9 protein-coding genes are annotated in these 12,734 nt (G+C 34.6%); 6 read left to right on the top strand and 3 right to left on the bottom strand.

The window, feature by feature from the left end:
* Nucleotides 1-4: 4 nt before the first annotated feature.
* The gene (locus DRF65_RS08820; protein WP_115970397.1) at nucleotides 5-3,061 is read right to left on the bottom strand and encodes a SusC/RagA family TonB-linked outer membrane protein; all 3,057 of its coding nucleotides are present in this window, start codon (nucleotides 3,059-3,061) and stop codon (nucleotides 5-7) included.
* 284 nt (nucleotides 3,062-3,345) lie between these two features.
* On the opposite strand from DRF65_RS08820, the gene DRF65_RS08815 reads away from it, so the two are divergent.
* Complete coding sequence (locus tag DRF65_RS08815) at nucleotides 3,346-3,930, top strand: ribonuclease HII (protein ID WP_115970435.1); 585 nt, start codon at nucleotides 3,346-3,348, stop codon at nucleotides 3,928-3,930.
* A 75-nt stretch (nucleotides 3,931-4,005) separates the two neighbouring features.
* Here the strand turns inward: DRF65_RS08815 and yidC are convergent, their stop codons facing one another.
* On the bottom strand, nucleotides 4,006-5,799 hold the full coding sequence (gene yidC, locus DRF65_RS08810; protein WP_115970396.1) for a membrane protein insertase YidC: 1,794 nt from the start codon (nucleotides 5,797-5,799) through the stop codon (nucleotides 4,006-4,008).
* A gap of 229 nt (nucleotides 5,800-6,028) precedes the next feature.
* A complete protein-coding gene (locus tag DRF65_RS08805; protein WP_115970395.1) occupies nucleotides 6,029-7,639 on the bottom strand; it encodes a CTP synthase in 1,611 nt (536 codons plus the stop codon).
* 153 nt (nucleotides 7,640-7,792) lie between these two features.
* On the opposite strand from DRF65_RS08805, the gene DRF65_RS08800 reads away from it, so the two are divergent.
* The 5 genes from DRF65_RS08800 to DRF65_RS08780 all read left to right on the top strand — a co-directional run bounded on the left by DRF65_RS08800 (nucleotide 7,793) and on the right by DRF65_RS08780 (nucleotide 12,733).
* Complete coding sequence (locus DRF65_RS08800) at nucleotides 7,793-8,395, top strand: CDP-alcohol phosphatidyltransferase family protein (RefSeq protein WP_115970394.1); 603 nt, start codon at nucleotides 7,793-7,795, stop codon at nucleotides 8,393-8,395.
* Entirely contained in the window at nucleotides 8,385-9,185 is an 801-nt protein-coding gene (locus DRF65_RS08795) for a phosphatidate cytidylyltransferase (RefSeq protein ID WP_115970393.1), read from the top strand. The genes DRF65_RS08800 and DRF65_RS08795 overlap by 11 nt, the downstream gene beginning before the upstream one ends.
* Nucleotides 9,186-9,189: 4 nt before the next feature.
* A complete protein-coding gene (locus DRF65_RS08790) occupies nucleotides 9,190-10,233 on the top strand; it encodes a patatin-like phospholipase family protein (protein ID WP_115970392.1) in 1,044 nt (347 codons plus the stop codon).
* 461 nt (nucleotides 10,234-10,694) lie between these two features.
* On the top strand, nucleotides 10,695-11,450 hold the full coding sequence (locus tag DRF65_RS08785; protein WP_115970391.1) for an SDR family NAD(P)-dependent oxidoreductase: 756 nt from the start codon (nucleotides 10,695-10,697) through the stop codon (nucleotides 11,448-11,450).
* On the top strand, nucleotides 11,432-12,733 hold the full coding sequence (locus DRF65_RS08780; RefSeq protein ID WP_115970390.1) for a phosphatase PAP2 family protein: 1,302 nt from the start codon (nucleotides 11,432-11,434) through the stop codon (nucleotides 12,731-12,733). The genes DRF65_RS08785 and DRF65_RS08780 overlap by 19 nt, the downstream gene beginning before the upstream one ends.
* The last annotated feature ends 1 nt before the right edge of the window (nucleotide 12,734 follow it).

The raw sequence follows: 12,734 nt of genomic DNA, 5'->3' as shown, positions 1-12,734 counted from the left end.
TTAATTAAAATGATGCACTCATACTAACTCCAAATGTTCTAGTTGAAGGATATTGTCCTGTAAATGCAATTCCGTACGCATTAGGACCTCCAATCCCAGTTGCCTGACCTGGCCTTTGGTTGATCGTTCCACTGTTACTAGCTGTTTCAGGATCAGCAAAGTTTCTGTTACTTTTAGCATACCATGCAAAAGGATTTCTTGCATAAACACCAAATGTAAGACTATTAACAAATGTAGATGATAAAACAGATTTAGGTAATGTATAACTTAATGCAATTTCACGAATTTTAAAAGCAGATCCGTCAATCACAAATTCCTCTCCAACAGAATCAAAATTACCTGTTTCGGAAAAATAAGTTACAGCCCCATTATAATTTGCCCCTAATGCAGCAGTAGTATTTGCCACATATACTGGATTAGCAGCTGTACCAACATTCTGTACCGAATTAGGCACTACATACCCTTTACTTCTATCAAAATCAGCAGATTGCTCTAAAGCTCCTGTAAAAGCTAGTGTAGATTTTGTAAAAGCTACAAAACTATTTCCAGTTCTATAGTCCGCTGTTCCCGAAAGTCTAAATCCTTTATAACGGAAAGAAGTACTGAATCCTAAGATATAATCAGGAGTTACTTTCCCTAGTACTTCAAAATTGGAAGTAGCTAGAGGCATCCCATTACTCCCTACAACAATTCTACCTTGATCATCTCTTTGATACTTAGTTCCCTTAATTAATGGATATTCTTCTCCTTTTTTGATATACACACCAACATTAGGATTATTATAAGCCAATAAAGGAATTTCATCCACACCATTTCTAAGGTCTGTAACTTCAGAAGTATAAGTACTATAAGAAGCTCTTAGATTCCATTCAAAATCTTGAGTTCTTATTGGAGTAAGCCCAAGATCCACTTCAAACCCTTTATTCGTGGCGTTTCCTAGGTTATCTCTTAAAGTTGAAATCCCTGAAGCACTTGAACTTGAAAAGTTTGTAATCAAATCAGTAACACCAGACGAAAATACAGCCCCTTCCAAAGTAATTCTATCATTAAAGAATCCTAACTGCAATGAAGCTTCTTTTGTGTTCGTAAACTCCGGTTTAATATTTGGATTAGTTGGGTTTCTATTAATTAAATATGATGAGAAATTCATTGGAAATCCGGATGGAATTAGCCCAGTTACCTCATCAGTTGCATAAGGGTTAATTGCCGCTGTACTTCCAACTTTTGTATAGGAAGCTGTTATTTTAGCATAGTTCAAAATACCACCTTTTAACGATTCAAACGCTTTTGTTGGTACAAATGAAACCCCTACAGAATAATATGGATAGGCTTTAATATTTAAATCATCAGTATAAGTAGGGCGCGTAGCTAACACTGAACTCTTCTCAATTCTAAATGTTGAATTTAAAAACAAATAGTCTTTGTATGAAAGGTCTAAATTGGCAAAACCAGCAATACTTCTTAGGCGAGTTTGTGTATTCTGCAAATCAGAAAACGAAGATGGGTTTCCTACATTATTAATGTGATAAAATCCAGGAATCTGAAGATTTATCCCCCCTACAGTAGCAACAGTAAAAGAATCATCCCTTATGTTATTACCAATATTCAACTTCATTGCTATATCATCTGTAAGTTTATAGTTGAAGTTCAACATTAAATCTCCATAATAATTAAATCTTCTACTTACACTTTTGAAATAGTTAGATTCAATATTTGTATGGGCAAAACTAACAAAGGATTGACCATCATAGTCTGTTCCGCTATCCGCAAATACTTTACCAAATTTATAACCATTATTATAACTTTCTCCCAATCCGGAAATACTCAAAACATTTCCTAAATAAGATAAGCTGATATGATCATTGAAGGTATACTCAGCATTAAATATTCCGCTAAAGGTTGTACTCTTATTATTATATCTTACATTATCTATAGTCCAATATGGGTTATTTGCATAAGTAGTAAAATAATGTTCAAGATCAGGTTTTGAAAACGCTCTTATATCAACATTGGACGGAGTTTGAAGCAATGTAGCATAAAGATTTGAGTTAGTTTCAGACGTTTGTTGATCAATCAAATTGAACGTTCCATCAATTCTGAACTTGCCAAGTTTCTTACCTGCTTTGAATAAAATATTATTTCTGGTTAACCTATCCTTATCAACTACAAAATCATTTTGTGTTCTGTTGATTGAGAAGAATGCATAAGCATCGCTTCCTCCAACGTTCATGGATAAACCATTCTGATATAAAATACCTGTTTTAAAGAAGTCTGCGAAATGATTATCTCTAGGTGAATATTTTCCTCTAACAAACTGACCATTTGCATCTGGTGTTCCAATAATCATATCTTTCCCTCCTATGGTAGGGTCTGAATAAAGTGGTCCCCAAGATGTATTTTCGTATGGTATCCAAGCACTTCCCCCAAGAAGAGTTGTTGGACCAGGACTAAATAGAGCCCCAGGAACTCCTTGCCCATATTTCTTTTGAATAATAGGAAGCTTGTACACAGAAGAAGCATCAATATTTGATGTCAGTGTAAATTGAAGCTTATCTGATTTCGTACCCTTTCTTGTTGTAACAACAATTACCCCGTTGGCACCTCTTTCTCCATAAAGTGCAGATCCCTGTTGCCCTTTATAAACATTCACACTTTCAATTACATCAGGAGGTAACTGCTGAAAAATAGCAGCAGTGGATGGAGCTCCATCAATAACAATCAAAGCACCATTATCACCCGTTAAAGATCTTTGACCTCTAAGGTTAATTGTAGCCTGTCCATTTACTGAGTTATTAGGTAAATTAATTTGTAGACCAGACACCTTACCCGTTAATGCCTGAACAGCGTTCGGGTTACCTGCTTTAGTAAGCTCTTCAGTTTTTACAAGTGCTGTACTTCCTGTAATCGCATCTTGCTTTTTCTTAATCCCCAATGCTCCTGTCACTACGATCTCCCCGATATTCTGAGTAGTTAATGTATCGTTACCTTTTTTTTGGGCACTTACATTAATAACAGAAGAAGTGAGGGCAATAATCAGAACACTCGTTGTTAATTTCTTCATGAATGTATTATTTTTTTTATTTGGCTACAAATATGTGAAAGTTTCTTAAAATTACCAAACAATTTGTTAAAATATTAAAAATAACATAATCAAATTCAACAAATGGTGGGATATCATTGTAAATAATTCACCAAAACAACGATAATACAAACAGATTAAAAACACCCATTAAAAGGGATATTTTCAACAAAACAAGGATATGCATAACAACTATCAATTTGGAGAAATATGAAAAAAAAAAAAAAATAAAAAAAAGTTATATTTTTGTACCAGTAGAAAAAAATATGGACTTAATAAAAAGCTGGTCAAACATTTACATTGAAGCAGGATGTGATGAAGTAGGAAGAGGGTGTTTAAGCGGGCCGGTAGTCGCCGCAGCTGTTATTTTGGATGATAATTTTGAACAAAGTCTCATTAACGATTCCAAGCAACTAACATTTAAAACCAGAATGAATCTGGACAGCTATATCAGAGATAATGTAAAGAGCTATGCCATAGCGGAACTTCCACCAGCATTCATTGATGAACATAACATCCTCAATGCCAGCATCCACGCAATGCATTGCGCACTAGACAAACTGGCTATAACACCGGAACTTATTTTGGTAGATGGCAATAAATTCCATCCTTATAATTATATTCCCCATCAATGCATCATAAAAGGTGATTCCAAAGTTTTAGCCATTGCTGCAGCCTCCATCCTTGCTAAAAACTACAGAGACAGATTAATGATTGATCTTCACGAGGAACATCCCGAATATGGCTGGAATACCAATTTCGGATATGCTACAAAAAGACATCAGGAAGCATTAATTAAGCATGGGCCAACAAAACATCACAGACAGTCTTTCAGATTAAAGTATGACTAATTAAAAAATTAAACTTTATATAAAACAAAAAAGAGAAGCAATTTGCTTCTCTTTTTTATTATGATAGATTATCGATTATTTCTTTTTGTTTTTTTCTTGAGTTTGCTGTTGCTGTTGAGCTTGCTCCATCATTTCTCTCATCTTCTTCTGGAATTTACCTTCCGTTTTCGGCTTTTCTTTATTAGCCTGAATCTGAGCATGAATTTTCTTCTCATCCAGAATTACATATTTAATAACAAGAATGATTAGGATGTTAATTGCATTCGATACAAAGTAATACCATGAAAGACCTGATGCTGAAGTGTTCAGGAAGAATAAGAATGTAATCGGGAAGATATACATTAACACTTTCATGTTTGGCATTCCTTCCTGCTGTGGCTGCTGCATGTTTCCTGAGGTCATTACAGTATAGATTAAGATAACTATCGTACAAGCCAATGCGAAGATACTTAAGTGATCTCCAAGGAATGGAACTTTAAATGGTAATTTAATCAAATCATCATAAGCCGTTAAGTCTTTTGCAAACCAGAATCCTTGACCTCTTAAATCAATAAAGTTCGGGAAGAAACGGAATAATGCATAGAAGATAGGGATCTGTACCAACGCCGGTAAACATCCTGCCATCTGATTTACTCCAGCTTTTCTGTAGATCTCCATCGTAGCCTGCTGCTTCTTCATTGGATCCGCATCCTTGAACTTAGCATTTGCTTCATCAATTTCCGGACGAATCACCTTCATCATAGCACTCAGCTTATGCTGCTTGTACATAATTGGAGATAAAATCAATTTTACGATAATTGTCATTGCGAAAATTACCCAACCAGCTGATAATCCCCATCCAGCAATAATTGCATATAACCACATGAAGAAATAACGGTTCATTGCTCCAATGAAAGACCAACCTAACGGAAGAATTTCATCAAAGTTTTTATCGTAAGATTTTAATAATGGTAAATCCAATGGCATAAAATACCATGTAAAATCCTGATTCAGCTCACTTCCGGTCATCTGAACAAAACCTTCATAGTTTAATTTCTTCAGATATTCTCCTTCTTCTACATTTTCCTGATTCCCCTTACTTTGAGTAAATCCATTCTTAGCTTCGATAACAGAAGTAAAGAACTGCTGTTTTACTCCAATCCAGTTAAGAGTTTCTTTTTCCTCCTCCATTGTGGTTCTTCCATCATAATCATAATCTTTATAATTATTGAAAGCATAAGAGAATTCTGAGTGAGATTGTTCCTGAGCTCTACCCTTTTCAAGGTTTCTTACACTATAATCCCAGATAAAATCTGCTTTGTTATCAGAAGTAACTGCTGCAAGACCTTGAGTTCTTACTTTAAAATCAAGTGTATATTTTGGAAGTAATGTATAAATAAACTGAATAACAGCTCCATTATAGTTAGCGGTCATCGTTACAGCATTTCCGTTAACAGTAGGTGAGAAAACTAAATCTTTAGTATTGATTACCTTCCCTGTTTTATCTTTAAACTGGAATCCGTAGTTTGAATTATTTTTATTGATAAGATAAAGCGGAAGGTCAGCCTGATCCGTTTTATTATTGTATGCTTTGTATTCTGAAAGCTGAACTTTAGAAACCTGTCCCCCTAAGCTTGAGAATTCGACATTCAATTCTTTGTTAGACAAATTAGCTGTCTGAATCGCATTAGGAGTTACATTTGGATTGATATTGGTGGCCTGAGTTTGTTTTACGGCATTTTTCACCTGTTCCGTTTTCTGCTGCTGAGCTTTTAACTCTTCTTCTTTCATCTGCTTGTTCTGGAAATAGAACATTGCACCGAAGAGAACCAGGCATAAAACCGCGAAACTAATCATCTGCTTCTTATCGATTCCGTTGTTTTGTTGCATTTTATTTTAGATTAAAATTTTAAACTTAAAATGTACGTACACCAGTACGTTATTTGAGCTGACAAAAATACTGTTTTTTTATCAAAACTCTATACTATAATACATTAGTATATAATAAACTCAGGCTGAGAAAAATCAACCTGAGTTTATCGATAGACGTTTATAGTAAAAAATTACCTTATTTGTTGATGTTGGGTTGAATATTATGTTCTTCCCACACTAAAATATCTTACTTAGAAGTTTCACAAGCTTTAATAAAAGCTCTGAATAAAGGATGCGGTGTAGCTACCGTACTCTTGTATTCCGGGTGATATTGTACACCTACATAGAATGGATGCCCTGGTAATTCTAATGCTTCAACCAATCCTGTTTCCGGGTTTGTTCCTGTAGCTAAGAAACCGTTCTTTTCAAATTCCTGAAGATAATCACTGTTGAATTCATAACGGTGACGGTGTCTTTCAGAAATATTTTTACTTCCATAGATTTCGTATAGCTTAGATCCGTTTTTCAAAGCACATTTCCACGCTCCAAGACGCATCGTCCCTCCTTTATCAATCACATTTTTCTGTTCCTCCATTAATGAAATTACAGGATCCGGAGTTGCCGTATCAAATTCCACAGAGTTTGCTTTTGTATGTCCTAAAACATTTCTTGCAAATTCAACCGTCATAATCTGCATTCCTAAACAGATTCCCAACATTGGAATTTTATTTTCTCTTGCATATTTTGCAGTAAGAACTTTTCCTTCAATCCCTCTGTCTCCAAAACCTGGAGCAACAAGGATACCATTAACACCTTTAAGTGTTTCTTTGATATTCTCTTCTGTAATATCTCCACTGTATACCCATCTTACTTTTACTTCAGTTTCAAGGTCAGCTCCTGCATGTTTGAATGCTTCAGCAATAGAAATATAAGAATCCTGAAGGGAAACATATTTTCCAACCAATGCAATTTCAACAGTTCTCTTAGGGTTCTGGAATTTTTTCACAAAAGTTTTCCAGTCTTTAAGATCAGCATCTTTATCACTTTTCAGATCCAGTTCTTTCAAGACTACGTCATCGAAATCTTGTTTCTGAAGATACATTGGAACCTCATAAATAGTTTCCATATCCTTACATTCAATAACGTTTTCCAATGGAACGTTACAGAACTGAGCCAGTTTTGCTCTCTGATCTTTTGGAATTTTATGTTCTGTTCTGCAAACCAATACATCAGCCATAATTCCGCTTTCCATCAACTGACGAACGGAGTGCTGAGATGGTTTTGTCTTTAATTCTCCACTTGAAGCCAGGTAAGGCAATAGTGTAAGGTGGATCACCATAGAATTTTTCTCTCCCAGTTCCCACTTCAGCTGACGAACAGTTTCAATGTATGGTAAAGATTCAATATCCCCTACAGTTCCTCCGATTTCGGTAATGATGATATCGTAGTTCTGTTTAGAAAGGATTTTAATTCTACGCTTAATTTCGTTAGTAATATGAGGAATTACCTGAACTGTTTTTCCAAGGAAGTCTCCTTTTCTTTCTTTTTCAATTACAGTCTGGTAGATTTTTCCTGTAGTAACGTTGTTGTTTTGGGATGTAGGAGCATCAAGGTAACGCTCGTAGTGACCTAAATCCAGATCCGTCTCCGCACCATCTTCAGTCACATAACACTCTCCGTGTTCATAAGGATTCAAAGTTCCCGGGTCAATATTGATATAAGGATCAAGTTTTTGGATCGTTACGTTAAAACCGCGTGATTTTAGCAATAGTCCCAGAGAAGCAGACACGATTCCTTTTCCCAAAGATGAAGTTACACCTCCTGTCACAAAGATGTACTTTGTATTCTTTTTACTCATTAGATTAGGTTTGTGCAAAGTTATGGGAAAAAGAGATACAAAGCAATTTTTTAGATTTTTAAAATGAGAAAACACCCTTCAAACAATTATAAATCCTGATTAAAATTTTTCTCTATATTTGATAAAGACAAATGATACAAAGTAATAATCACCATGATTTCGGTATATAAACTCAAACCAAAATTCCAGCAGCTGCTTACTCCTGTTTTATTATTTTTAAATAAGAATAAAATTACAGCCAATCAGATTACAATCAGCTCGATTCTGTTATCCGCTATAATTGGGGTACTATTTTGGAATGCAGATTCATCAAAATGGCTTTTTCTGAGTCTTCCGATCGGATTGCTTTTAAGAATGGCTTTAAATGCTTTAGACGGAATGATGGCCAGGAGATTCAACCAAACCAGCAAACTGGGAGAGGTTTTAAATGAGGTAGGTGATATTGTGTCTGATGTGATTATATTTTTTCCTTTGTTAAAATTTCAGCCCGAAAGTATATACCTGATTGTTATTTTCATTGCCTTAAGTGTGATTAATGAATTTGCAGGACTGATAGGAAAAATTGTAGGAAAAGAGCGCCGTTATGATGGCCCTATGGGGAAAAGTGATCGTGCACTTATCTTAGGATTATATGGTTTACTCGTGTTTTTTGGGGTCAGCATCACAGCGGTTTCAAATTATATTATAGGAATCATCATCATTCTGCTACTGATCAGCACCTATACCCGACTTAAGAAATCACTGAATGAAGTCTGAACAAAATAAATTCGCAGACGTTCCCTTAAGAGTAAAGACCTGGATTTATATCATTATAGTTTTTGCCCTCGGAATTTCACATCCTCTTGCCATGACCATTTTTATTTCATGGATAAGCTTTCAGGCTTTTTTTGAATTTTCAAGAATGCTTAAAGTTATAAATCCTGTAAATCCTGCTATATTCATCGGAATTGCCCAGTTTTTACTGTTATACTTTTTTAATATTGAATATTACTTTTTGTACAGTTTTATCTTAGGAGCTACTGTCTTTCTTTATTTTTTAATTGTAAGAGATTCTGTACAACAATTGTATGGGATTCTTATTGCTCTGCTGGTCTGCCTTTTTGCTTTTCCACATCTGTTATGGATAAGATGCAGTTCCAATGGGCTTAGTTCCATTATTTTCCTTGTTGTGGTAACAGAGCTCAATGATGTTTTTCAGTATCTGATGGGAAAATTCTTTGGCAAACATAAAATCGTACCCAAAATCAGTCCGAATAAAACGCGAGAAGGACTTATAGGAGGCATTTTCCTTACGGTGATCCTAAGTAATATTTTAGGATTCTTTTTACTGAAAACCGGTATCTTCACCAATAGTATTATTGGAATAGCCTTGGGAATTTCAGGGTTTTGCGGAGATATTTTCATGTCTTATTTAAAAAGAAAAACAGAAGTAAAAGATACAGGCACACTCCTACCCGGCCATGGAGGCCTTTTGGACAGAATGGACAGTCTTATTTTTAATGCTCCCTTATTCTTCTGGATCCTTTCATTTTTGATAAAGAATTAAAATCATGGATGAAAAATTTAAAAGATCAGTCATTTTCTCAGGAGGCGGAACAAGGCTAATGATTTACCTCGGTATTTTTGCAGCCCTGGATGAACTTGGGATGAAACCGGATATTCTCATTGCAACCTGCGGCGGATCTTTTGCAGCAACTGTTATCAACGCTTTTCCCGATCATTTTTCCCGAAAGGAATATATGAAATCAGAAGAATACTATCAGTTTGTATCAAAAACAGCATTGACCAAACATAAAAAACTCTCTGAGATAGGTGTTTTTTCATTAATAAAATGCTTTGATAAAAGAAAAGCGCCATTCATTGAAGATGTTTTCAATCGGTATATTGTGAAAATGCCTCAAGATCTTTCTGAATGTTTTCCCTCACTAAAAGGTACTAGGTTTTCAAAAGAAATTCCAACCCTTATTATTGGATCTGAACTTCTTTTTAGTCCACAGGAGTCCCAACAGACAAGAAATGAAAAAAAATTGTTCAGAAAAGTAATCTTCACTGATTCTGAAACAGCGAAAAAAATAAACGCGGAGCATATTTCCGTTACTTTCAACAGTTTTAAAAACAGCGCCGTTGAAAAAGATTCTAAACTTATAACAGACGCTTCGCTACTTGAAAGTACAAGAGCTTCTATCTCTGATATGTTTTATGTGAGTCCTGTACTTCTCAAACAGAGTTATTTTATGGGCGGAGTTATTGATCTTATTCCCGTTGAACTGGCAAAACATCTTTCCCAGGAAATCATTACTGAAAAAAAGCAGCCTTACACCTCAATTGAAGAGGCACTAATCCGTTCGGTTTTTGGTTTCAATGCTAATGAAAGATTATTGGAAACCAATCAGATTAAAGTTGATTATCAGATTGACACTACCAGCATAAAAGAAGTTTTAAAAGGTCATTATCCGGAAAAAAGCATTAACTGGAAAAAATTGGAGATTGATTTTTCATTGCCGAAAACTTATCAGCAATTTGTACAGGATATGGAAATGCAGTGGCAGTATGGTTTTGATCAAACCGTGAAAGGAATAAAGACTAAATTATAATTTTTTTAACCACAAAAGTTTTAACCTCCCATATTATTTTCACGTAACAAGTCTTCGTATAAAAAACACATAAAAGTGTTGAAAATTTCTGATTTATTATCCACAAGCACCTGCATAAATCTGTACAGTCTGCGGTTAAAAAAGTTATCCACAATATGGAATTGCAGAAAACATATCTCCATATTCATCAAAAATTCAACAAGTTATAAATTACATCTATTAAACGATTTTTCATAAATAAGTCTAATTTATAATATAAAAAAGTTATCCACAATATCAAAATATGAATCAAAAATTTTCTGATTTTTTCCGAGATCAAGACATCCACTTCAAAACGAGTCATCCGTATAAATCTGCAACAGCAGTGGGAAAATAAAATTATTATGTATCCGTAGCAAAACATCCTTATTTTTCATTTTTAAAATTTATTTTTACATACAATTGAAAATCACAACATACTCATGAATGTTTTTATTGCAGGCGGAACTTCTGGTATTGGCTATTCTCTGGCCCGGCATTATCTTTCAAAAGGATATTGTGTAGGAGTTTGTGGAAGAGATCCTGCAAAAATTACCGATAGCCATTTCGAAACCTTGCAGGTTTTCCAGACAGACGTTTGCGAAATGAGTTCTGTTTTATCCACATTAAAGTCTTTCCTTGTGGATAAAGATCAACTTGATATCTTTATTAATTGTGCCGGAAGCTATGCAGAAGATGTGGCAGGAAAAATCTCCTATGAAGAAGCGGAGGAAATGCTGCAGACTAACATTTTAGGAACGGTGAACTGTTTTGAAGCTGCAAGAAAAGCTATGAAAAAGCAGAAAAGCGGAAATATTGCTGTCATTGCCTCAGTTTCCGGAATTATGAATTATGAAAATTCCAGTTTATATACTAAGAGTAAAAGATCTGTCATTCAGATTGCCGATGCTTACCGCCGTGCCCTGAAACCTTTTGGAATTTCTGTAACCACTATTGCACCTGGCTATGTGGATACTGAAAAGTTACGTAAGCTGAATCAAAATGATTTAAGCAAAAAACCATTTCTCACCAATTTGGAAACAGCAGTTTCTATTATTACCAAAGCCATTGAAGACAAAGAAAAATTAATTATTTTTCCAGCAAAAATGAAGTGGATGATGAAATCTTTATCCCTGCTTCCTTCTTCATTACTAAATATCATTATGTTCAGAAAAGCAAAATGGATGAAAAACGATTGAAAATACAGCAGAAGTTGTATGCTCTGCTACTTTGTTCCGTTGTATTCACTGTGGTTTACAATTATACGGCGTGGCATATTTCAGCATTACCGGAGGTTCCATCGTTTGTTTTTGACTTTGAAAAATATATTCCGTTTATTCCATGGACGATTATTCCGTATATGACCAGTGGATTATTTTTCTATCTGGTATTTTTCCTTTGTACTAATAAAGAACAGCTTAAGGTTTTGACCCAAAGAATGCTCTTTGTGACAATTATTGCAGGGATCTCTTTTCTGTTGTTTCCTTTAAAGTTTTCTTTACAAAAACCTGATATTGAAAATTTCATTTTGAGATATTCTTTTCAGTTTTTAAAAACATTTGATTCACCTTTTAATCAGGCTCCTTCATTACATATTTCTTATGCATTGATCTTCTGGTCTGTTTTCAGAACATTACAAAAAGGAAGGACTTTTCTTCTACTCTTGCTTATTTTATTAGGGTTTTCAACGTTAACTACCTATCAGCATCATGGTATTGACATCATAACGGGTGCTATACTTTCTCATATCAGTTTTATCATCTTTCCTTACCGAAAAAAAGATTTCCAATACAGGAATTTTTATGTCGCGAATTTTTATTTTTTATCGGCCTGGATGTTTATTCTGGCTGCATTATTATTGAATCAGTTTTCAGGACAACCAGGACTAATCCTGCTATGGCCGGCTCTGATGAATTTTTGCATCGGTTATCATTATCAAAAAGACAATACCTATTTCTTAAAAGATAGAAACGGAAACATTTCCTGGATCAAAAAGATCTTTTATTTTCCATATCTTTTAATGTACCGGATATTCTGGAGACTACTCCGAAAAAATAAAACACCTGTTGAACCTGTTTCCCGTATTTATATTTCATCAAAACCGGATCAGGAAACTTTAAAATATTTTAAGGCAGATAAAAATACTTTTGTGTATGATCTTTCTCCTGAAATTGAGGAAAACTTATTGCTAAAAGAGCAGGCTAATTATTTTTTCCGTCCTATTTTAGATATAGGAACATTTGATCTTGAAAGAACACAATCTCTCATCACAGAAATCAGCAGAACCCACAGACATCTTCCTGAAGATGGGAAAATACTCATCCATTGTACAATGGGATTTACCAGAAGTTCTGTAATCGGGATTCTGGTAATCAAAAATATTTTATCTTTACCCTTAGAGGAAGCAATAACCATTATGAAAACCAGCAATAAGCATATCATTATCCATTCTTACCTGCAGGATTTTCTCAAAAAATTTTAAC

Origin of the sequence: Chryseobacterium pennae, assembly GCF_003385515.1 — a bacterium.
Classification (GTDB): domain Bacteria; phylum Bacteroidota; class Bacteroidia; order Flavobacteriales; family Weeksellaceae; genus Chryseobacterium; species Chryseobacterium pennae.
This window is presented reverse-complemented; position numbering and strand designations above follow the sequence as displayed.